This is a genomic window from Aliivibrio salmonicida LFI1238, assembly GCF_000196495.1.
GTDB lineage: Bacteria > Pseudomonadota > Gammaproteobacteria > Enterobacterales > Vibrionaceae > Aliivibrio > Aliivibrio salmonicida.
Map to the genome: position 1 here is coordinate 2,759,397 of NC_011312.1, position 23,530 is coordinate 2,782,926.

Annotated in this window: 15 protein-coding genes and 1 pseudogene; 13 read left to right on the forward strand and 3 right to left on the reverse strand. The window is 38.9% G+C overall.

Features of this window, described 5'->3' with window-relative positions; translation table 11 throughout:
• Positions 1-24: 24 nt before the first annotated feature.
• Together VSAL_RS13420 and VSAL_RS13425 are read left to right on the forward strand one after the other, a co-directional pair.
• Positions 25-636, forward strand: coding sequence for a TRIC cation channel family protein (locus tag VSAL_RS13420; RefSeq protein ID WP_012551037.1), 612 nt, complete (start codon positions 25-27; stop codon positions 634-636).
• A 189-nt stretch (positions 637-825) separates the two neighbouring features.
• Entirely contained in the window at positions 826-2,136 is a 1,311-nt protein-coding gene (locus VSAL_RS13425) for a peptidoglycan DD-metalloendopeptidase family protein (protein ID WP_012551038.1), read from the forward strand.
• A gap of 16 nt (positions 2,137-2,152) precedes the next feature.
• Here the strand turns inward: VSAL_RS13425 and VSAL_RS13430 are convergent, their stop codons facing one another.
• From VSAL_RS13430 to erpA, 3 genes are all read right to left on the reverse strand, one after another.
• On the reverse strand, positions 2,153-5,281 hold the full coding sequence (locus tag VSAL_RS13430; protein WP_012551039.1) for an efflux RND transporter permease subunit: 3,129 nt from the start codon (positions 5,279-5,281) through the stop codon (positions 2,153-2,155).
• Positions 5,282-5,290: 9 nt separating this feature from the next.
• Entirely contained in the window at positions 5,291-6,403 is a 1,113-nt protein-coding gene (locus tag VSAL_RS13435) for an efflux RND transporter periplasmic adaptor subunit (protein WP_012551040.1), read from the reverse strand.
• A 130-nt stretch (positions 6,404-6,533) separates the two neighbouring features.
• Positions 6,534-6,875 carry an iron-sulfur cluster insertion protein ErpA gene (gene erpA / locus VSAL_RS13440; RefSeq protein WP_012551041.1) on the reverse strand — a complete coding sequence of 114 codons (342 nt, stop codon included), beginning with the start codon at positions 6,873-6,875 and terminating at the stop codon, positions 6,534-6,536.
• A 235-nt stretch (positions 6,876-7,110) separates the two neighbouring features.
• Here erpA and hemL point away from each other — a divergent pair, with 235 nt between their 5' ends.
• The 11 genes and pseudogenes from hemL (at position 7,111) to VSAL_RS13500 (ending at position 23,517) form a co-directional block, all read left to right on the forward strand.
• Positions 7,111-8,406, forward strand: a complete 1,296-nt coding sequence (gene hemL, locus VSAL_RS13445; protein WP_012551042.1) for a glutamate-1-semialdehyde 2,1-aminomutase — start codon at positions 7,111-7,113, stop codon at positions 8,404-8,406.
• A 259-nt stretch (positions 8,407-8,665) separates the two neighbouring features.
• A complete protein-coding gene (locus tag VSAL_RS13450; protein ID WP_012551043.1) occupies positions 8,666-9,751 on the forward strand; it encodes an AI-2E family transporter in 1,086 nt (361 codons plus the stop codon).
• A gap of 126 nt (positions 9,752-9,877) precedes the next feature.
• A complete protein-coding gene (gene rsmC / locus VSAL_RS13455) occupies positions 9,878-10,897 on the forward strand; it encodes a 16S rRNA (guanine(1207)-N(2))-methyltransferase RsmC (RefSeq protein WP_044583325.1) in 1,020 nt (339 codons plus the stop codon).
• A 164-nt stretch (positions 10,898-11,061) separates the two neighbouring features.
• Positions 11,062-14,445: a response regulator gene (locus VSAL_RS13460; protein WP_012551045.1), complete on the forward strand. Its 3,384-nt coding sequence runs from the start codon at positions 11,062-11,064 to the stop codon at positions 14,443-14,445.
• A gap of 613 nt (positions 14,446-15,058) precedes the next feature.
• Positions 15,059-16,704, forward strand: a pseudogene (locus VSAL_RS13470) (ABC transporter substrate-binding protein).
• Between the two features lie 147 nt (positions 16,705-16,851).
• Positions 16,852-17,838, forward strand: a complete 987-nt coding sequence (locus VSAL_RS13475) for an ABC transporter permease (RefSeq protein WP_012551046.1) — start codon at positions 16,852-16,854, stop codon at positions 17,836-17,838.
• Between the two features lie 2 nt (positions 17,839-17,840).
• Positions 17,841-18,866 carry an ABC transporter permease gene (locus tag VSAL_RS13480; RefSeq protein WP_012551047.1) on the forward strand — a complete coding sequence of 342 codons (1,026 nt, stop codon included), beginning with the start codon at positions 17,841-17,843 and terminating at the stop codon, positions 18,864-18,866.
• Between the two features lies 1 nt (position 18,867).
• Positions 18,868-19,851 carry an ABC transporter ATP-binding protein gene (locus tag VSAL_RS13485; protein ID WP_012551048.1) on the forward strand — a complete coding sequence of 328 codons (984 nt, stop codon included), beginning with the start codon at positions 18,868-18,870 and terminating at the stop codon, positions 19,849-19,851.
• Positions 19,852-19,874: 23 nt separating this feature from the next.
• Positions 19,875-20,870: an ABC transporter ATP-binding protein gene (locus VSAL_RS13490; RefSeq protein WP_012551049.1), complete on the forward strand. Its 996-nt coding sequence runs from the start codon at positions 19,875-19,877 to the stop codon at positions 20,868-20,870.
• A 51-nt stretch (positions 20,871-20,921) separates the two neighbouring features.
• Entirely contained in the window at positions 20,922-22,649 is a 1,728-nt protein-coding gene (locus tag VSAL_RS13495) for a glycoside hydrolase family 9 protein (protein WP_012551050.1), read from the forward strand.
• Entirely contained in the window at positions 22,642-23,517 is an 876-nt protein-coding gene (locus tag VSAL_RS13500; protein ID WP_012551051.1) for an N-acetylglucosamine kinase, read from the forward strand. The genes VSAL_RS13495 and VSAL_RS13500 overlap by 8 nt, the downstream gene beginning before the upstream one ends.
• Positions 23,518-23,530 lie beyond the last annotated feature (13 nt).

The window sequence follows — 23,530 nt, forward strand, 5'->3', positions numbered from 1 at the left end:
ATGCAGTAAGTCATAGAGGACAAGATGTTAATCTATACAATTGATATGTTCGGTACCGCCATTTTTGCAATTTCAGGAGTGTTATTAGCTGGGCGGTTAAAAATGGACCCTTTTGGGGTTACCGTTTTGGCAAGTGTTACCGCTATTGGTGGTGGTACGATTCGTGATATGGCTCTAGGTGCAACCCCCGTTTTCTGGATTACCGACACAAATTATTTGTTGGTCATTTTTATTACTTGTATCTTAACTATGCTTATCATTAGAAAACCAAAGCGACTTCCTTGGTATGTTTTACCAGTATCGGATGCGATTGGTCTCGCCGTTTTTGTCGGTATTGGTGTAGAAAAAGCACTTAAATATAATGCAGATCCCATGGTCGCAGTTATTATGGGCGTTATTACCGGTTGTGGTGGTGGGATTATTCGCGATGTTCTTGCCCGTGAAGTTCCGATGGTATTGAGGAGCGAAGTTTATGCCACCGCTTGTATCTTAGGTGGAATAGTTCATACCTCAGCCTTAGAGTTTAATGTTCCCTCATCCACCGCAATGCTATGTGGTGTTGCGACAACTCTTGTTATTCGTCTAGCCGCTATTCGTTGGCATTTATCTTTACCTACCTTTGCGCTAAACAAATAATCAATCCCTAGATAGGCAGTATGTTTGCTGCCTATCTATTCTATTCATGATTAAGCCTGTTTATTTATTGAACTTTTATTAAAAAAAGGTGACCAAGCTTTAACTATAACCTCCGCTCATGGCAGTAAAGCGAAAAACAAGCTAAACTTCTATGTTGTTATTTGTATTCAATATTTACTACTTAATCGAATGATATTATCTAAATTAACTCGTATTCCCGTGATTCATCGCATTCTTATCGGTCTCTGCAGTGCAGGAGTCGTTGCAGCGATTGCAACTATTCCAGGCTCTGTGGCTCCTGATTCTGGCTTTTATAAATTAAACGTTGGTCAAACTTACCCCACAGAAATCCGTCAAGAAGCCCTGATCTCTCATGAACAATCAGGTAAAAACCAACAACTGATTTGGGAAACTTACACAGTAAAATCAGGTGAAAGTGCCTCTGTATTATTCAACCGAGTCGGATTAAGCGCCCGTCAATTATATAATCTAACCAGTAGCGACAAAGAAATAGAAACACAACTGACTCGCTTACGACCTGGTGATAAACTTAAATTTGGTTTTAATCAAAATCAAGAAATCATCCAACTGATCCGTCCAATAAGTCAATTTGAAACCTACCGTATTAGTAAAGTAGGCGATGGTTACTTAGGGTTACTTGAAAAACAAGAAATTGAAACTCAACTGAATTATACCAAAGCAACGATTACTTCCAATTTCTGGAATGCTTCTATTACTGCAGGGTTAAACCCGAATCAGATAATGGAACTAGCGGGGATTTTTGGTTGGGATATTGATTTTGCATTAGATATTCGTGCTGGTGATACCTTCACTGTACTTTATGAAGAGAAGTACAGTAAAGGTGAATATGCAGGTAAAGGAAATATTATAGCGACCACTTTCACTAACCGTGGCGACACGTTTACCGCAATTCGTAATGATAAAAATGGAAATTTTTACGAACCTAATGGTCGAGCGATGAAAAAAGCATTTTTACGCTCTCCAATTAATTTTCGTTATGTTAGTTCTAATTTTAATCCACGTCGTCTTCATCCAGTAACAGGACAAAGAACCGCACATCGAGGGACTGATTATGTTGCCCCTGTAGGAACGCCTATTTGGGCTGCCGGTGATGGTGTCGTAGATAAATCAGGATATAACCAGTTTAATGGTAACTATGTATTCATTCGTCATAGTAATACTTACATTACAAAATATTTACACATGACTAAACGCTATGTAAAAGCAGGACAGCGAGTAAAACAAGGTGATACCGTAGGTACGCTTGGTGGAACTGGCCGAGTGACCGGCCCTCACTTACACTATGAATTTTTAGTCAATGGCGTTCATAAAGACTCAAGAACCGTTTCTTTACCCCAATCTAAATCGCTAACAGGTAAAGATAAAAAAGAGTTTGAAGTTGTCGCAAAACAGCGATTAAAAGAGTTAAACCAATACAGTCAATTTATTGTAGGTACTCATCCGGTACTCACTCACTAATATCAATAATAAAGCTCTAGTTATAAAGACTAGGGCTTTTTCTTTCACTAATATCTTTAACCACTCCTACGTTATCTCTTCCTAGCATTAATAAGCATGGTGTCAGTACTAATGTCAGCACCGTAGCAAAAGCAAGTCCACCAGCTACAGCAGTCGCTAACTGAGACCACCACTGAGTACTTGGTGCACCAAATTCAACCTTTTGATTAAGTAAATCAATATTCATTTCAAGCACCATTGGCATTAGACCTAAAATCGTCGTTACCGTTGTTAATAATACTGGTCGTAAACGCTGAACTCCGGTTTGGAGTATGGCATCGACTTTCTCAATACCTTCTTTACGCAATGTATTATAGGTATCAATCAGGACTATATTATTATTAACCACGATGCCAGCAAGAGAAATCACCCCAATACCTGACATAATGATACCAAACGGTCGTTGAAAAATAAGTAACCCGGCAAACACTCCGACGGTTGAAAATAAAACCGCACTTAATATAAGGAAAGCTTGATAAAAGCTATTAAACTGCGTGACTAAAATAATGGCCATTACTGCTAATGCAATAAGAAATGCATTTTGAAGGAAAACAGCTGAATTATTTTGCTCCTCATTTTGACCTCTAAGTTTAAATACAACTCCTTTAGGAAAATTTAACTCTTCTAAACCACGCTCAATATTTGGTAATTCAATACTTAAATTATAACCATCACTCATATCAGCCTTTACTGTCAATACTCGGTGTCCATCAATTCGATGAATCGTATCTTGCTTGTGAGTAGGAATAATTCGAGCAAAATTGGTTATAGGAATTAAACCATGACTGGTTTTTACCCTTAGCTCATCAAAACGTCCAATATCTCGGTGCTCTTTAGGAAATCGTACTAATATATCAACTTGTTCATTATTATCATCAGGTAAGTAATCACCAATTTTCAATCCATTAGTGACAAATTGTACGGTATTACCAACCAATGTTGCATCAGCACCAAAGCGTGCCGCATCGTCTCTACGGATATCGATTTTCCAATCAATTCCTTGTTTATTCGAAGTATCACTAACATTCGTAAAAGCAGGATTGGCATCTATCCAGTTTCTTGCTTTTCTAACCGATTGATTCAATGCTTCACCATCACGAGAACTCAATTCAATAACTAAATCATGCTCACTTGGTGGGCCTGCATTGGGTGTACTAAATTCTAATTCTATCCCCGCAATATTTTCTGTTTTATCTCTTAAATCTTCAATAATCTCTTTCACTGATCGACGATATTGCCAATCTATAGGTGTTATTTGAATTTGGCCTATCTCATCATCCCCCCCTGTACGAGTATAAATACTATCTAACTCCTTCATTCCTAATATTTCATTTTGTACTTCCACCATGATCTTATCTTTTTCATTGATAGATAAATCACCATGAGATCTAACTTTGACGGTTAAAAACGGAGGGTCTACCTCTGGGAAAAACACCACCCCCAATCCCGCTTTAGCGTAAGTAAAGCCAATGCCAATAGAGAAAACAACAGCCAAACAAAGTATTTTAAATGGATGCTTCAAAGCAATCGATAATGTATTGAAATACAATTTAGTTATGCCAGTAGCCTGACTGTAATCACCATTACTTAATGCTTGTAATTTATGCCTTTTTTCAGGGAGGACTTGCTGGGGTTTACCAAATAAACTGCCTAAAACAGGAACAAATAATAAAGCCATAAATAAAGAGGCAGTTAATGTCGCCATTAGAGTTAATGGCAAGTATTTCATAAACTCACCAGTCGTATCTGGCCAGAATAATAAAGGAGCAAATGCCGCAAGAGTGGTTGCAGTAGAGGCTATAATTGGCCACGCCATTCTTTGCGCAGCTTCTCTATAAGCGATGACTCGATGAGCCCCTTCTTGCATTCTCCTATCAGCATATTCAGTCACAACAATGGCTCCATCAACTAACATGCCTACCGCCATAATTAATGAAAATAGAACCACAATGTTCACGGTTAATCCTGCGAGGGAAAGCATTAATAAGCCAGTAAGAAAAGAGCCGGGGATAGAGATCCCAACCAAAAGTGCGGTTCTCGCGCCCAATACAGCAATGATCACAATAACAACCAACAATATCGCCGATAAAATATTATTTTGCAGATCATTAAGCATGATCTTCACGTCTTTTGACTCATCCCAAGTGTATTTAATTAAAAGATTATTTGGCCACGTCTCTAACTCTTGGGCTCCCAATAAAACCGCTTTTACGATCTCGACGGTTTCAATAATATTCTCACCTGAGCGTTTCTTTATATCTAAAACAATGGCTTTTTCACCATTCAATCGTGCATAACTGTTTGGATCTCTAAACGCCTTACGAACTGTCGCAATATCACCAAACGTCACTACTTGCTTACCATCGACCTTAATTGGTAACTCTAAAACATCTTTTAATGACTCAAAAACGGAAGGTACTTTGATAGAGAATCGTCCATAGCCTGTATCCACAAATCCAGCGGCAACCACTCGGTTGTTCAAAGCAATCAAATTATAAATAGCAGCTTGATCTAAGCCATAACTTTCAAGTAAAAGAGGATCAACAATAATTTCAACAACATCATCTCGATCCCCTGCAATATCAACCTCTAATATCTGCTTATAGCTTTCTAGTTTATCTCTTAGTTGACGGGCAATTTGTATTGTTGTTCTCTCTGGTACCGTGCCATATAACACAACGGATAAAACGGCTTGCTCTGCGGCTAAAGTCACCTCATTAACAGTTGGCTCATCGCTCTCTTCTGGCAAATTAGGCTTAACAAGATCAACCGCATCTTTTACGTCATTCAGCGCTTTATCTAAATCCGTTCCTACGGAGAACTCTAACGTCACTGAACCGTGACCTTCACCCGCCACCGACGTCATTTCTTTAATCCCTTCAATGGATCGTAATTCTTGCTCCATCGGCCGAACAAGTAAACGCTCAGAATCTTCTGGAGAAATTCCTTGATGACTCATTGAAACGTAAATAATAGGAATGGTGATATCGGGGTTCGATTCTTTGGGGATAACTATGTATGTCAACGCACCAGAAATAAGCAGTAAAGTAAGTAACATTAACATCGTCCGAGAACGACTTAATGCCGCATTAATAATTGCTAGCATAGTATTCCCTTACTTTCTTCTCGCATGAATAAAATCACCATCGCGAACAAATCCTTGTCCAACCGTAATGATTTCAACTAATTCGCCTAACCCTGTCAACCACACTCCATCATCTTCTGCTTTTACTAATTGAATGGGAATAAATTTCACCTGATCAGTGCTTTCTTGACTGCCCATCGATTGGACTACCGTTTTAACGCCGAGATCTCCATTTTCATTAAGCGAAAGCATGGCTGGTGTAATTTTAATGGCCGGTTGAAGATCTAAATCGATCTCAACTTCAGTGCTTATTCCTGCGGGTAATCGATCTCCTATATTGGGAATTTCGATTTCAACAGGAAACGTATTTGTCGAAATCGAAGAAACCCTCGATATATAACGAACGCGCCCTTCAATTGAAGAGTCATTAATAAAACTCACCCTTGTTTTTTGATTTACATTCAATTGAATAATGTGTCTTTCACTCACATTTACTTCGATCACTAGTGGATCAAGCACCACCACTTTTGCAACTGGATCTCCTCGACTCACAAAATCGCCAACTTCCACAAACAAATGTTCAACAATCCCATCAAATGGCGCAACTATCGTGGTATTTTTTAATATTAATTCTGCATTTCTAACTCTGGCTTTCGCTTCGGCTAATGAAGCTTGAGATTGACTAAAAGCGACCTCACCTTGTAATCCTTTGCGTCGTAACTCTTTCGAGGCTTTAAATTCTTTCATTCGAACAGAATAAATGGCTTTAACTTGACTAAGTTGCAAATCAAGATCGGCCATATCAAGACGAGCTATTGGCTGTTCTTTTTTTACTTGAGCCCCTTTTTTAACTAGAATTTCTTCAATTTGAGCCGCAACTTGAGCCCCAAGCGTCGTTTCACGATCAGGAGCTGTGCGCCCATATAAAGAAATAGTACGGTTCGTTGGCGTTGATGAAAAAATTTCAACAACAACATTAGCAAGAGGAATAGTGAGCGTATTTAGTGTTTGTTTTCTCGTAGATTCTTCAGCTTGAGAAGGTCCACTTAATACCCAGAATAATAAACAACAAAATAAAATGGACGAAATAATCCAAGGGCGATGAACGAGGTATGAAAAAAAAGCAGATGTGAATTTACCCATAGCAACAATCCTTAGTGCTTAGGAATAGGTAAACAGTAATACATCCTGATTTACTGTAAGTTATGTCGTTTTACAAAGCAGAGAATAAGGTAAACGAAAAAATATTCATTTACCTATATTATAGTAAATCTTAAACGCTAAATGATGCACCACAACCACAAGTTGTCGTTGCATTAGGGTTATTAATGAAAAAACGAGAGCCTTCTAGGCCTTCAGTATAATCAACAATACCACCAATTAAGTATTGTAAACTCATTGGATCAACAACAAGTGTTACACCATCATTTACAAGGGTCATATCGCCTTCATTTACTTCTTCATCAAAAGTAAATCCGTATTGGAAACCGCTACAACCACCACCTGTAATATAAACACGCAGTTTTAGATTTGGATTTTCTTCTTCTGCAATTAACGTTTTAACTTTTGCTGCTGCAACATCAGAAAACGTTAACGGCACAGATACATCACTCATTTAAACCTCTCAAGATTGGTTTCCAATTCTATTTTAATTCTGATTATCTAATACCTGACTGTTTCATTCAAGTATTCAATACAAACATCCTCTTCAACCGCGCTAAGTCAATGCTCACACAACACGATTATTTACTTATAAGATGGGGATTAATACGATCAACTCAAGCATTCTAATTCAATTTAGGTACAATAACGTCCAACTGATCCACTTGATTACTATGAGGATATAAGTAATGACCAAATCAGCAGAATTATTCGCAAAAGCGCAAGAGAAAATCCCTGGTGGCGTAAACTCACCCGTTCGTGCTTTTGCTGGCGTTGGTGGTTCACCAATTTTTATTGAGCGTGCCGATGGCCCATTAATTTTTGATGCCGATGGTAAAGCTTATATTGATTATGTAGGTTCTTGGGGTCCAATGATCCTTGGTCACAATCATGCTGCGATCCGTGAAGCGGTTATCTCTGCGGCACAACGCGGACTGAGTTTCGGAGCTCCAACTGAAACTGAAATTAACATGGCTGAATTAGTATCAGAATTAGTTCCATCGATGGAACAAGTTCGCATGGTAAGTTCTGGTACTGAAGCAACGATGAGTGCGATTCGCCTTGCTCGTGGCTACACTGGTCGTGACAAAATCATGAAGTTTGAAGGTTGCTATCACGGTCATGCTGATAGTTTGCTTGTAAAAGCGGGTTCAGGCGCATTAACTCTTGGCCAACCAAGCTCTCCAGGCGTTCCTGCTGATTTTGCTAAATATACATTAACAGCCACCTTTAATAATTTAGATTCTGTTCGTGAACTTTTTGCTGCAAATAAAGGCGAGATTTCTTGTATTATCGTGGAACCTGTTGCAGGCAACATGAATTGCATTCCGCCAGTTGAAGGGTTTCATGAAGGTCTTCGTGAAATTTGTGATGCTGAAGGCGCTCTATTAATTTTTGATGAAGTGATGACGGGTTTCCGTGTTGCTGAAAATTGTGCTCAAGGCTATTACAACATTAAGCCTGACTTAACTTGTTTAGGTAAAGTTATCGGTGGCGGCATGCCTGTAGGCGCATTTGGTGGCCGCAAAGATATAATGCAATACATTGCACCTACGGGTCCTGTATATCAAGCAGGTACGCTTTCTGGCAACCCCGTAGCGATGGCAGCAGGTTTTGCTTGCTTGAAAGTTCTTACTGAAGAAGGCAATGAAAAAAGACTTGCCACAACAACAAAACAACTTGCTTTAGGCTTTAAAGAATTAGCAAATAAACACGGGCTCCCGATGGTTGTTAACTATGTTGGTGGAATGTTTGGCTTCTTCTTTACAGACCAAGAGACAATCACAACTTACGAAGATGTGACTAAATGTGATATCGAACGATTCAAACGTTTCTTTAATCTAATGTTAGCACACGGTGTTTACCTTGCCCCTTCTGCATTTGAAGCTGGCTTTACTTCTTTAGCACACGGTCCAAAAGAAATCGAAGCAACATTAGAAGCCGCTGATCGTTGTTTTGCTAAAATAGCGGCCGAATCAAAATAAATGTAATCAATTAACCGATAAATGGTCTTCTTAATCAAAGAAGACCATTTTTATTGCCAAAAATAAATGACTAGTACTCCTAGCCCAATAATAATTAACGGCAATATTGGTATTTTTCTTTTTTTATTACTACTGCACGTCTCTTTACCACAACAGCCCATCGTTACTCTCCATTATTCTTGCTAAGATTAACAAGTATCTATATAACTTAACTTACATTCATCATTTATAAATCGCTACCGCATCATAAGGGAATAATGTGTCTCATTTCAATAAACTAAATTCTAGTCATTGGGTTTTAGTCACCGCTTTACTTGTTGCAAGTTATGCGTGCTTTCTATTAATAGAACCCTATTTAAACCCGATCATTCTTGCCTTTATTATGTCTCTCTTATTTGCACCTTTACATAATAAAATTAGCGAAAAACTACCAAAAAGCCCAAATAGTGCGGCTATTTTATCTTGTACCGCGTTAACTTTTATTATCGCTATTCCCCTCTTTTTTGTCTTTGTTGCCATTGTTCAGCAAGGGGCTACTTTTTCTAAAGACGCTTATCATTGGATAACCGAAGGCGGCATTCAAACTTTATTTCAACACCCTATTGTCTCTCAAATATTGGCTTTTATTAATAAACACTTGCCTTTTGATGCCATAGATCCAAATGAAATCACACAAAAAGTAGCGCAATTAGCTTCTCAAGTTGGAACTAAAGTTGTCGGTGTTAGTGCTCAGATCCTTGGCGATGCAACGAATGTCTTAGTAAATTTCTTCTTAATGCTATTTGTTCTGTTCTTCCTACTGCGCGATCAAGATAAAATAATCTCGGCATTTCGTCATGTACTTCCTCTTTCTAGAAGCCAAGAAGACCGTTTACTTGATGAAATTGAAGAAGTATCAAAATCCGCTATTCTTGGTTCGTTTTTGACCGCAATAGCACAAGGTCTTGCTGGTGGCTTTGCTATGTGGCTAGCTGGCTTCCCAGGTTTATTCTGGGGAACGATGATGGGATTTGCCTCATTTATTCCAGTCGTAGGAACCGCACTTATTTGGATTCCGGCAACCATTTATTTACTGCTAACCAATCAATGGGAATGGGCGATTTTCTTAACCGTTTGGGGAGTACTTGTTGTTGGTTCAATTGATAACATTGTGCGACCATTATTAATGCAAGGAAATTCAGGAATGAACACTCTGCTTATTTTCTTCTCACTATTAGGCGGCATTCATTTATATGGTTTAATCGGTTTAATCTATGGCCCATTGATTTTCGCACTGACTTTTGTTCTATTTAATATGTACGAAACTGAATTCAAAGGCTTCTTAGACCAGCAAGATAAGAACTAACGCCCTCAAAGCAACCACATTAAGGCTGTATTACCTAGCTAAGGTTAAACAGCCTCTTACTTTTCTTTTCCTTACCCTTCCTTTGTGGGACAATCTCGCCAGTTTTTGTATTCTTTCGAGGCCATTATGTCTTACTCTGCTCCAAGTCAAATAACTCAGCGTCAACTTGCCTATTTTGAAGGTAAACACGTACTCATTGCTGGTGAGCTTAATGATAATTTCCCTCTTGAGCTAGATAAGCATTGTGCTTCTACATCTATCTTTACGACCAATTATGGTTACTACAAACAATTTTCAGAAAACCCAAAAATTAACTGTTATTTCGGAACCGAATTAATAGAAGAAAGCCATGCAGACATGATTTTACTGTATTGGCCAAAAGCAAAAGCTGAAGCTGAGTACTTACTCACTATGCTATTAGCCAAACTAGGAAAAGACACCGAGATCATCGTTGTTGGTGAAAACCGCAGCGGAGTAAAAAGCGTAGAGAAAATGTTCGCGAATTTTGGACCAATGAACAAACTGGATTCAGCTCGACGTTGCAGCTTTTATTGGGGTCAATGTACAGAAACGGCGCCAAGCTTTAACTTACAAGATTGGTTTAAAGAATATCAAGTTCAATTTAAAGAACACACGATTGAAGTAAGAAGCTTACCTGGTGTATTTAGCCATGGTGAATTTGATAAAGGTTCAGAGTTACTGCTTCAAACTCTGCCAAGTTTACGTGGTCATGTTTTAGATTTTGGTTGTGGTGCCGGCGTGTTAGGTTCTGTAATGAAAACCATTAATCCGAAAATCCACTTAGATATGGTTGATATTAGTGCGTTCGCAATTGCTTCTTCCATTGAGACATTAAAAGCCAATGGATTAGAAGGGAATGTATTTGCAAGTGACGTATATTCTGACACGAAACAAAACTACCAATTTATCGTCAGCAATCCACCTTTTCATGCTGGGCTAAAAACACATTATTCTTCAACCGAAGAGTTGCTTCAAAAAGCACCGCAAAATTTAACTCATAGCGGTCAAATGATTTTTGTCGCTAATAGCTTTCTACAATATCCACCAATTGTTGAAAAAGTATTTGGTCATTGCAACACATTAGCAAAGAATAATAAATTCAGAATTTATTCCGCACAAAAGTAATTATCGTATACCGCCGCACTTTGAGACTCTGTTGCTTGATTTTTAACGTAATTTACGTATAAGAGGCAGCAGAGTTCCTCGTTATTAATAAACTTCATATTTTCATTGATACGTCAATCGTGTCAATTTCGCAGAACGGATAACAGTGCATATTAGGCCTTCAAATGGATAAAAAACAACACTTTAAACGTCTTCAAAATACGTTAATGATTGCATTTCTTGTTTTAAGTATTACTCCTCTTTCTGTTATTGCTATATTTTTTCTACACTCACATAGCCAAGATCTCGCAACTCAAAGTACGGCGCATCTTGTTTCATTAAGAGACAATAAAGAGCAGCAAGTAAGTAACTACGTCAAAGCTCGTAAATCAGAAGTGCTTGGCTTTGCTCGTTCCGAGTTAGCTAATGCTAGTGGTGGGCGTTTCTATGGTTTAATTAGTGCCTTTCCTCGTCTTGGTAATACGATTGAAGATGCGAGGAGCAATGCTCAAATTCGATACATTGGCGGCTCTGGTAATAAAATACGAACCAGTATTCTTCCTGAATCCGATTCTTATATTGGCAGTGAACGCTATAGTCTACTTCATAAACGATACCACTGGGCATACCTTGAATTATTAAAGCGATCTGATTTCACTGACATTCTTTTAGTCGATATCGATGGTAATGTCGTTTATTCCCAGAAAAAAGAAGATAACTACGGTACTAATTTAATTACGGGAAAATACCACGACACACCACTTGGAAAAACCTACAGTAAAATTCGGTCTATGATGGAAAAACCAGAAAATAAAGACGATATTCCTGTCGTATTTTCTGACTTTTCTATTATGAATGGAGAAAATGTCTCTTGGTTTGCGGCACCAATTGTACAGCAAGGTTATTTGCACAGCTTCGTCTTGTTTAAACTGCCAAACAACGGTCTAAGCCTACTATTAAAAAATGGACAACAAGATTCATCATCGATAAAAAGCTATCTTGTTGGTGATAATTCTCTTTCTTTAATTAGTGGTATCAGTACCGATAAAAATACGTCTGAAAATATTATTCAAGCATTAAGCGGGAAAACTGACGTAGGTAGCTTTACTGATAAAAGTAATAATAGTGTACTTTCTGCTTTTACCGTGGTTCACATTGATGACAAAGTATGGGGACTCTCTGTTGAATTACCAGAAAAAGAAGCCTTCTCTCGTATCAAACAATTAGAACAAATTTTTGTTATCGCGATGATCTTAGCCATTGTGTGTGTTGTTATTGCTTCCCATTTCTTATCAAATTCAATTACTGCACCTTTATTGAGGTTAACGTGGGTAGCAGAGAGACTCTCGGCAGGCGATCTCGATCAAAAAATGATCAGCACCGATCGAAAAGATGAAATAGGACGATTAGCAGTCAGCTTTGCACGTATGCAGCGATCTATTCGTGAAAAAATTCAATTAATCAAAGCTCAAAATGAAGAATTAGAAACAAACCTTTCTATTATTCAACATAAAAACCAAGAATTAGAAGCGGCTGATAAACTCAAAGATGAATTCCTAGCCACCACATCTCATGAATTAAGAACACCATTACACGGTATGGTCGGTATTGCTGAAGCCCTTTATACCGGGGCTAATGGTCCAATCTCCGCTTCTCATCGTCATCAATTAGAAATTATAATTAATAGTGGCCAGCGCCTAACCAACTTAGTGAATGATCTTTTGGATTACCACAAAATGCGTCACGGCAATCTGGATATAAATCGCCACGTTGCCGACTTATCATCGGCAACAAGTTTGGTTTTAGAGTTATCGCATCATTTGCTGGGCAACAAACCAATAAGAATAATCAATCAAGTAGATAAGTCTTTACCTTCTGTCTATGCTGATGAACAACGATTAGAACAAGTACTTTATAATTTAATCGGTAATGCGATTAAATATACTTCAGAAGGAAAAATTGTTATTTCAGCAAGTGTTGTCGATCAATTCTTACGAGTTCAAGTTGTCGATACTGGTCATGGTATTCCTGCTGATGAATTAGAGCATATTTTTGAACCCTTAATTCAAGCAGGGCATGATTCTAATCGCTATCGCCAAGGATCAGGGCTTGGTTTGTCAATCAGTCGTCAATTAATAGAATTAATGGGTGGATCGCTGTACGTAAGCAGCCAACCAATGGTTGGCGCGACCTTTAGCTTTACTTTACCTTTAGCATCTAAAGATCAAATTCAACAACATAAATCCCTAACAAAAGAAGATATTGCTCATTATCAAACACCAGAAAAACTAGAATATAACTTAGACGATTTAGATGAAACTCAACCAGAAAATCCGAATGGTCCTTTACTTCTTGTTGCTGATGATGAGCCCGTTAATTTACAAGTGTTAAGTAGTTTCTTAAAACTGGAAGGCTATCGCGTAAAAACGGCCAATGATGGCCCTGAGACATTAAAACAGTTAGAAGAAGAAACCCCTGAATTAGTGCTACTAGATGTCATGATGCCAGGAATGAGTGGATATGAGGTATGCCAAGAGGTCAGAAAGCAATATAGCCACTCTCAATTGCCTATTATCATGCTCACGGCTTTAAACCAAACTCAAGATAGAGTGAGAGGTTTTGAATCAGGTGCTAATGACTATTTGAGTAAACCATTTAATAAACAAGAGCTGGCGGCAAGGATAAAAGCACATTTACAAGCAAGCCAAGCAGAAATAAGGCTAACAGAGAATGATCGCTTACAACAAGAGATCCGACATAGAGAAAAAGTAGAAGCCAGTTTATTAGAAACACAAACTCATATCTTAGGGCAACTAAACCATGCCCAAGAAGCCATTATTTGTGCTAAATCTGACGGTAAAATTCAATATGTTAACCATGCAGCAGCAAAACTTTTTTTACGTACAGAAGAGCAATTGTCACGATATTCAATTGATGAGTTAATTGCTAAACGCAGCTTAATTGAGGGTGATAAACATCATAGAGGTAATATCGATGTCTATATTGATGGTTCTATTGAACAAATTAATGCTGACTTAGTACACCTACCTCCCGCATCAGGCTTATCTCTAATGCTTATTGTTAGTCATAAAAATGAAGCCAGTGAGCAGCGTATATATGATTTAGAAAGCGCGGTAGAAGCATTGTCTGCGTTTGCTTTCGAAGGAGATAAGCAAAAGCTTAACTCTTTGTCTTCTATTGGTGGTGACATTGCACAATTGGCAATTAAAGCGAATGAAAATAAAGAAGATAAGGGAACAATTATGCGAGAACTCATTGTTGATGGCATGATATCTGCCCTATCTTATTGGGAAGAATCTACTGGGCATTCAAAGTTTACACTCGCAGAAGAAAGTGGATTATGGCGCGTATATCTTGATAGAAGCACATTGCAAACTCGTACGCTAGATAAGTATTTACGAGTTGAGTCTCTCCCTAAAACACCACGTTGGCGAACGGTAGTCAGTACATTGGAATATATTCTAGAACATTGTAACGAACATAACCAAGACAGAGAGAAGCTCATAAGAATAAAAGATAAGCTTCAAATTCTTATTTCATCAAATTAATCATCGCAAACCTCCGATTAAAAGCCTGCAATATATTGTAGGCTTTTTTATGCCTACACAATTTTTCTCAGCGAATTAAGATAAAAACTCACGACTTAAAAAGATAAAATTACGCTAAAAAATCGACAAATAAGTTGTAAATAATATATTTGTCATAAGAATGAGAAGCCACTCACAACAAACACGCGGTGATAATTTTAGCGGTAAAATTAATGACAGAGATCACACGTGACACTTATCACCATCTCTCCAATGAGGACACAAAACCCTTTAAATAAAGAGCCAAAAAGTAAGCAAGCACTAACCATTCGTTTTATAGAACGATGTAAACAAGAGGCTCGTCACATTAGAATAATTGTGCGAAATTCACTCGTAAAAAACAAAAATGACGTTTTTGACGTGAGAAAAGCTGATTTTGCCGTTTTTAACGGTAATCTCAATTGACGTTTTAGTCAGAAAACGTTTTTCTATACATGCCCAAGGCATACAGACCACTCAACAACCATTTAGGATGTTCTGGAAAAATTGGAATTTGAGGTATGCCTTAATGTGTATTTAGCAAATTGTTAAATATGTATAATCGTGAAACTAAAGCAAAGAGTAAGGAACAGCTATGCTTGCCAATATTAAAAAAACTACATTAGCTGCTGCAGTATTAGCAGCAACAACTGGTTTTGCTGCTACAGATGCAGCAGCTCGCAGTGAGCTAACAATAGTACCTGATTTCTACCCTACAATGATTCAAAACTTTAACCCATACCTTGCCACTAACCTTCGTACAACAACTGATTTTGTTTACGAGCCATTAGTTATCTTTAATGAAATGCATGGTAATGAACCAGTAATGCGTCTTGCAGAAGACTTCCGTATGTCAGACGACCTAATGAGTGTTACTTTTGACATTCGTAAAGGCGTTAAATGGTCTGATGGCGAAAAATTTACTGCTGATGATGTTATCTACTCTTATCAACTACTGAAGGACAAGCCAGAACTTGACCAACGTGGTATCAATAAGTGGATTACTAAAGTTGAACGTTTGAATGAATACCAAGTTAAATTCACTTTGTCTGAAGCTAACTCAAACGTACCTTACGAAATTTCATTAGTTCCAGTTGTTGCTGAGCACATTTGGTCAAAAGTTGAAAACCCAACAACGTTTACTAATGAAAATCCAGTTGGTACTGGTCCGTTCACTGAAATCGATACATTTACACCTCAACTTTACATTCAGTGTCGTAACCCTAATTACTGGGATAATGCGAACCTAGATGTTGATTGTTTACGTGTTCCTCAAATTGCGAATAATGACCAGCTACTTGGTAAAATCGTAAACTCTGAGCTAGATTGGACTTCATCGTTCATTCCTGACATCGACCGTACTTACGCATCAGCAAGTCCAAATCACCAATACTGGTACCCGCCATCAGGTACTCAAGCGTTGATGGTTAACTTCAAAAACCCAGATGCAGCTAAAAACGAAGCGTTAACAAACGTTGAATTCCGTCGCGCTATGGGTATGGCTCTTGACCGTCAAACTATCATCGACATCGCATTCTACGGTGGCGGTACAGTGAATGATTTCGCATCAGGTCTTGGTTATGCATTTGAAGCATGGTCTGACGAAACAATTCATAATAAATACAAAAAATTCAACACATACAACGTTGAAGGTGCCAAGAAGCAATTAGCTGACGCTGGATTTAAAGATGTAAATGGCGATGGCTATGTTGATACTCCATCAGGTAAACCATTTGAGCTTCTAATCCAATCACCAAATGGCTGGACTGATTTTAATAACACAGTACAACTTGCGGTTGAACAACTAGATGAAGTTGGCATTAAAACAAAAGCTCGTACTCCTGAGTTTGCTGTTTATAACCAAGCGATGCTAGAAGGCACATATGATGTAGCTTTCACTAACTACTTCCACGGTGCCGATCCACACCTTTACTGGAACAGTGCATACAACTCAGCACTACAAGAAGGCGATGGTATGCCTCGTTTCGCAATGCACTACTTGATAGCTTCTACAAAACAGCAGACAAAGAAGAGCAAATTGAAATCGCTCATGGTATTCAGAAGATCATCGCTGAAAACCAAGTAACACTACCAATCTTGTCTGGTGCTTACATGTACCAATACAACACACAACGCTTCACTGGCTGGTGGAACGAGAAGAATCCTAAGGGCCGTCCAAACATCTGGGCTGGTATTCCTGAACGTCTTCTACATGTTCTTGACCTAAAACCTGTTAAGTAATATGTGACAACTTTTGCGGTGCATCTCTTGTGCACCGCCTATTCCCCCTTCCCTATTAGCTAAAGGATTGGCGCTCGTCGTCAGGGGATTTTGCGTCCTGATTTCCAGATCAGGCAAATAATAATCTGGATGAGTAAGGTGTGAATTATGGGATTTTTTCTAAGACGTTTATCGTTCTATTTTATTGCGTTGGTCGTTGCTGCAACGATTAACTTTATTATACCGCGAGCAATGCCAGGTGACCCAGTTACCATGATGTTCGCGAATGCGACTACTCAGGTAACTCCTGAGCGTATAGAAGCTATGAAACAACTACTTGGTTTTGTTGATGGGCCTCTTTATCAGCAATACTTTATCTATATTAAAAATATCCTAACTTGGGAATTAGGTACTTCAATTAAATTCTACCCTCTAAGTGTAAATACACTATTAGGTGGTGCATTTGGTTGGTCTCTTTTCTTGGCGGGTACTGCGGTTGTTCTATCTTTCTCTCTAGGTTCTATATTAGGTATTTTTGCGGCTTGGAAACGAGGCAGCGCTTATGACACATTTATCTCTCCTGGGATGTTGGTTATCCAAGCGGTACCACAAGTAGTTATTGCGATGCTTGCCATGTTTACTTTTGCCGTGGGATTAAAATGGTTCCCCACAGGTTATGCATATACACCAGGTAATATTCCCGACTGGACTAGCTGGGCATTTATTAAAGATGTCGCTTACCACGCTATTCTTCCTTTGTTGTGTGCATCAATAGTTCAAATTGGTGGCTTCCTGATAAACATGCGTAACAACATGATTAATCTGCTTGGTGAAGACTACATCACCATGGCAAAAGGCAAGGGATTGAGTGAAAACAGAGTGGTATTTAACTACGCTGCTCGTAACGCAATGCTACCAAGCGTTACTGCTTTATCAATGTCTTTAGGTATGGCTATTGGCGGTCAACTTATTGTTGAAATCATTTTTAACTACCCGGGTCTTGGCTCTGTATTATTCAACGCCATTAATTCTCGAGATTACCAAGTACTTCAAGGTCAGCTATTAATCATGACTCTGTTTATGCTCTTCTTTAACCTTCTTGCAGACATGTTATACGTTGTTCTAGACCCTCGCTTACGCAAGGGAGGAAAATAATAATGAAAAACTTAATTAAACTTCTTACTGGTAACTCTAAGTCACTGTTTGGTTTAGGTATCTTATTCACGTTTATCTTCGTCGCTGTATTTGCTCCATTTTTGAGTGACCACGCACCAGATAAACGAACAGGTAATCCACATGAATACCCAAGCTTTGTTGTCAATGCGGCTGAAAACAATCCTGATGGATGGGTTTCAGAAAATTTAGCCACTGACCGTCGTTCTTTATTAATGTCTAAAAAAGCAGATCACGTAATGGGAACAACACGTATGGGACGTGATGTTTGGTCTCAGCTTGCTCATGGCGCTCGTGTATCACTGGCGGTTGGTTTTGGTGCTGGTTTCGTGGTGTGTTTCTTAGCAACCGTAATTGGTATCTCTGCGGGTTATTTCGGCGGCAAAGTCGATGATATCTTAACCGCAGCAATGAACATCATGCTGGTTATTCCACAATATCCATTACTGTTCGTTCTTGCTGCATTCATCGGTGAAGCGGGCCCCGTAACCATTACTTTGATTATTGGGTGTACGTCCTGGGCATGGGGCGCACGTGTTATTCGAGCTCAAACCTTATCAATACGTGAAAAAGAATTTGTTAGAGCGGCAGAGGTTTTAGGTGAATCTTCATTGCGCATCATTTTTGTTGAAATTCTTCCAAACCTTATTTCAATTGTAGGCGCAAGTTTCATTGGTTCAGTAATGTACGCCATCATGATGGAAGCAACGATTTCATTCTTAGGTCTTGGTGATCCAAGTACCATTAGCTGGGGCATCATGCTGTACAACGTACAAACATCATCATCTATCCTAATTGGCGCATGGTGGGAGTTGATTGCACCTTGTATGGCTCTGACACTTCTCGCTGTCGGTCTTGCAATGCTTAACTTCGCCGTTGATGAAATCGCTAACCCACAACTTCGTTCTCACAAAGGAATGAAACGTTGGAAAAAACTAGCCGCTCAAGATACAAACGAGCGTAAACCAGACCTAGGTAAACCAGTATTAAATTGGAACAGGGAAGATTGATATGACTGACCCGCAAATTTCTATCCGCAATCTGTGTGTGGATTACATTACTGAATCAGGTGATGTACGTGCTGTAAACAATGTGAGTTTTGACATTGGTAAAGGTGAAGTCTTTGGTTTAGCAGGTGAATCTGGTTGTGGAAAATCAACTATTGCATTCTCTTTAATGCGCTTGCATAAGCCACCAGCATTTATCACTGGTGGTGAAGTAATATTCGATGGCCGTGATATTTTAAAATACAGCGATAAACAAATGCAGGCATTCCGTTGGAGTGAAATGTCCATGGTATTCCAAAGTGCCATGAACGCATTGAACCCTGTATTAACAATCGAAGAGCAATTTTGTGACGTAATTATGCGCCACACAACGATGACTCGTGCACAAGCGATTGTTCGTGCTCAAGGTTTGTTAGAAATTGTTGATATTCACCCAAACCGTTTAACGGATTACCCTCACCAGTTTTCTGGTGGTATGCGTCAACGCTTGATGATTGCTATTGCATTAGCACTTAATCCTAAAATGATCATCATGGACGAACCAACAACCGCACTTGATGTTGTCGTTCAACGTGAAATTCTACAGAAAATTTACGCGCTTAAAGAAGAGTTTGGTTTTTCTATTCTATTCATTACGCACGAACTATCGTTAATGGTTGAGTTTTCTGATCGCATTGAGATCATGTACTCAGGTGAGTTAATTGAAGTTGCCTCTTCAAAGGAGATCTTAACCTCACCTTACCACCCATATACGAAAGGGTTGGGGAGTTCATTTCCACCACTAACGGGGCCAAAAACTAAGTTAACAGGTATCCCAGGAAACCCATTAAATTTACTTGAGATCCCACAAGGCTGCCGCTTCCAATCACGTTGTGACCGCGTACACGATACATGTCGTTCAGTACCGACACAATTACGTCAGATTGAAATTGGCCACTTATCTAATTGTCATCTATACGGTGATCCAATTAGACAAGCAAAAGCATAATAACGGATTATCTGGAGTAAATTATGAGCAAACCACTTGGCAAACTATTAGTTGAAGGTAAAAATCTAGTAAAAGATTTCCCTATCAGCAGTAACGCACTCAAACAACCAATGATGCGTGCAATTAATGACGTATCTTTCAAAATGTACAAAAGCCGTGGCTTATCTGTTGTTGGTGAATCTGGATCAGGTAAATCTACAACAGCAAAAATGATCGCAAAAATGTATGCGCCAACAGACGGTCTTATCGAGTATAAAGGCCGCGACATCCAGGATATCGTCAAGAAAAACGATCTAATGGCTTACCGTGAAGGCGTGCAAATGGTATGGCAAGACCCATTTGGATCTCTAAACCCTACCCATAACATCTTTCACCATATTGCTCGACCACTGCTTATCCATAAGAAAATAGACCCTAGAAACAAACAAGAGTTACAAGAACGCGTTTTCGATCTTTTAGATCAGGTCGGCCTAAATCCACCAAAAGAAACATCAGAAAAATACCCACATCAACTTTCTGGTGGTCAACGTCAACGTGTGAATTTAGCTCGTAATATTGCAGTAGGTGCAGAAGTTGTTCTGGCTGATGAACCAACATCAATGCTTGATGTATCTATCCGTGCTGGTGTACTTAACCTGATGGAAGAAATGAAGTTTGAGAAAGAAATGTCTCTACTTTATATCACTCACGATATCGCGACAGCACGTTACATCGCGGAAGATCTCGCGGTAATGTACGTTGGGCATATGGTTGAATGGGGCGATACCGATGAGATCATCCATGATCCTCAACACCCATATACACAATTATTAGTTTCTGCTGTACCCGATCCAAGCAAGTCGATTCATACCAAACTGAAAGGAAATAAAGGGAAAATCCCTCTTTGGACTCCAGAATCAGTAGGTTGTCCTTTTGCTGGGCGTTGTACTCATGTAACTGAAAAATGTAAAGAACGTATGCCTGGCGTAACAAAACTGTCAGACAACCATTTTGTTCGTTGTTACTTGTTCGAAAATTAATTTCACACAAGTTAACCTCAAACAGCAGTAATTGGTATTTTGGAGAAATAGATGCAACTGTTAACAAACCACATTGGATATGAACATAATGGACCTAAATCAGCCGTATTATTAACTGATTCACCTCTTAATAAAGAGTTATTAGGCAACCTTATTTGTACTCAAACACAGCAGGTAAAACATCAGTTTTCTATTTCTTCATCACTCCAAATTGCTAAATGGCATCAAGGGTATTTTGCAGAGATTGATTTCTCAGACTTTAATCAACAAGGTAAGTTTATTCTCACGATTAATGACAGTAAATCACACCCTTTTACCATTGGTACTCATTTACTGATGAAAAACACGTTTTCTGATGTTTTACATTATTTTAAGTCTCAACGTTGTAGTGGTATTTTTGATAAACAAGATAAAAAAAAACCTATCATCAATAGCAAAGAAACCATTGATGTTCATGGTGGTTGGTATGACGCATCGGGTGATGTCAGTAAGTATTTAAGCCACTTATCTTACGCTAATTATTTAAACCCTCAGCAAATCCCAATGGTTGTATGGAATATGCTTAAAGGCTTAGAGTTAACTCAAAACCTATCGGATTTTGCTGCATTCTCTCGCACTCGTCTTACGGAAGAGGCGTTATTTGGTGCTGACTTCTTAGTTCGTATGCAAAGTCCGGAAGGTTTCTTCTATATGACGGTTTTTGATAAATGGAGTAAAGATATAACTCAACGAGATATCTGTGCTTATTCAACTCAAAATGGTCATAAGTCTGATGATTATCAAGCTGGTTTTCGTCAAGGTGGTGGTATATCCATTGCAGCTCTTGCGGCTGCTTCTCGTTTAAGTACTGAAGGTGAATTTACTCACGACGAGTATTTAAGCGCAGCAGTTAAAGGCTATTGGCACTTAAAAGAAAACAATCTCAATTACTTGAATAACGGTGAAGAAAATATTATTGATGAATATTGCGCTCTTCTTGCTGTTATCGAACTGTTCAAAACAACCCAAAATAACGCTTTCTTAATTGAAGCTCGTGTATGGGCTGAAAGATTATCTGCTCGCCAACTAAGTGATGAAAATCAAAATAATTTCTGGTCTGCAACTAAAAATGGAGAGCGTCCTTATTACCATGCGGCTGAAGCGGGTCTTCCTGCAATTGCGCTTTCTCAATACCTCGACATTGAAACGGATAATAGTCGCCGAGCAAAGACTCAACTGACAATAACTCAAGCCGTTCAATTTGAACTGACAATAACATCAGAAGTCAGTAACCCTTTTGGCTATCCTCGCCAATATGTAAAACCAGTAAATGATAATAAACGCAGTTCTTTTTTTGTCGCCCACGACAATGAATCGGGCTATTGGTGGCAAGGTGAAAATGCACGTTTAGGCTCTTTGGCAAGCATGAGTTACTTAGCTCTCCCTTATATCACCTCTAAAAATACGGTACAAAAACTCGAATGCTTTGCTCAACAAAATTTAAATTGGGTATTAGGTTTAAATCCTTATGACATGTGCATGTTAGATGGTCATGGACATAACAATCCAGATTACCTTCCTCATCTTGGGTTCTTTAATGCTAAAGGTGGTGTATGTAACGGGATTACTGGTGGATTTGAAGATGAAGACGATATTGCGTTTAATCCAGTCCCACACGGTGATGACATGTTACAAAACTGGCGTTGGGGAGAGCAATGGATCCCTCACGGTGCATGGTACCTACTGGCGATTTTATCTCAATATTCTTATCAATCAATGCAGGTAAATAATAATGACTGATCTGTATGTAGGTATTGATGGTGGCGGTACATCTTGTCGTGCTCGAATTCGCAATAAACAAGGCGAATTACTTGGTGAAGCTAGGAGTGGCAGTGCGAATATCTTACTTGGTATCAATGTCGCGATGGATTCAATTATCACCGCAATTACTCAAGCATCGTCACAACATCAACTAACAGAACTCGACTTTACACGTATGCATGTTGGTCTTGCTCTCGCGGGTGCAGAACAAAAATCGGCATGGTATGCATTCATGGAATTAGAACACCCGTTTGCATCTATGGTGTTAAATACTGATGCATATGGTGCCTGTCTCGGTGCTCATAATAGCGATAATGGTGCAATAATGATCGCAGGAACAGGGTCTTGTGGGATTTATATTAATGATGGAAAACAACATGTTGTCGGCGGAAGAGAATTCCCTATCTCAGACCAAGGTGGAGGGGCAATTATGGGATTGCGTTTAATTCAAAATACCCTTTTAGCTTATGATGGTATAAAACCTACGACAACTCTAACCGATCATGTTATTCATCATTTCAACCATGATATCGACAGTATCGTTGACTGGTCTAAACGCGCTCGACCATGTGATTATGGCCAGTTCTCTCCTGAGATTTTCTCTTTCGCACTACAAGGCGATACGTTAGCGATTGACCTGTTAAAACAAACAGCAACTGACATCGAGCTGTATTTAACGGCATTGCATAATAAAGGCGCAACAAGAATTGCATTAATGGGAAGTATTGGGGAACGCATTGTTGAATGGCTATCGCCTTCTATTCGCCAATATTTAGTACAACCACAATTTGATGCTATTGAAGGTGGCATCCTGATGGCAGGAAAAGCAGAACATAACCTGTTCTAGCATTATATTAAGG

Excerpts from the sequence above, each read along its gene's own strand:
- VSAL_RS13420 (WP_012551037.1), top strand. The coding sequence starts at position 25 with ATGTTAATCTATACAATTGATATGTTCGGTACCGCCATTTTTGCAATT.
- VSAL_RS13495 (WP_012551050.1), top strand. The coding sequence starts at position 20,922 with ATGCAACTGTTAACAAACCACATTGGATATGAACATAATGGACCTAAA.
- erpA (WP_012551041.1), bottom strand. The coding sequence starts at position 6,875 with ATGAGTGATGTATCTGTGCCGTTAACGTTTTCTGATGTTGCAGCAGCA.
- VSAL_RS13425 (WP_012551038.1), top strand. The coding sequence starts at position 826 with ATGATATTATCTAAATTAACTCGTATTCCCGTGATTCATCGCATTCTT.
- VSAL_RS13475 (WP_012551046.1), top strand. The coding sequence starts at position 16,852 with ATGGGATTTTTTCTAAGACGTTTATCGTTCTATTTTATTGCGTTGGTC.
- VSAL_RS13480 (WP_012551047.1), top strand. The coding sequence starts at position 17,841 with ATGAAAAACTTAATTAAACTTCTTACTGGTAACTCTAAGTCACTGTTT.
- VSAL_RS13460 (WP_012551045.1), top strand. The coding sequence starts at position 11,062 with ATGGATAAAAAACAACACTTTAAACGTCTTCAAAATACGTTAATGATT.
- hemL (WP_012551042.1), top strand. The coding sequence starts at position 7,111 with ATGACCAAATCAGCAGAATTATTCGCAAAAGCGCAAGAGAAAATCCCT.
- VSAL_RS13435 (WP_012551040.1), bottom strand. The coding sequence starts at position 6,403 with ATGGGTAAATTCACATCTGCTTTTTTTTCATACCTCGTTCATCGCCCT.
- VSAL_RS13490 (WP_012551049.1), top strand. The coding sequence starts at position 19,875 with ATGAGCAAACCACTTGGCAAACTATTAGTTGAAGGTAAAAATCTAGTA.
- VSAL_RS13500 (WP_012551051.1), top strand. The coding sequence starts at position 22,642 with ATGACTGATCTGTATGTAGGTATTGATGGTGGCGGTACATCTTGTCGT.
- VSAL_RS13430 (WP_012551039.1), bottom strand. The coding sequence starts at position 5,281 with ATGCTAGCAATTATTAATGCGGCATTAAGTCGTTCTCGGACGATGTTA.
- VSAL_RS13485 (WP_012551048.1), top strand. The coding sequence starts at position 18,868 with ATGACTGACCCGCAAATTTCTATCCGCAATCTGTGTGTGGATTACATT.
- rsmC (WP_044583325.1), top strand. The coding sequence starts at position 9,878 with ATGTCTTACTCTGCTCCAAGTCAAATAACTCAGCGTCAACTTGCCTAT.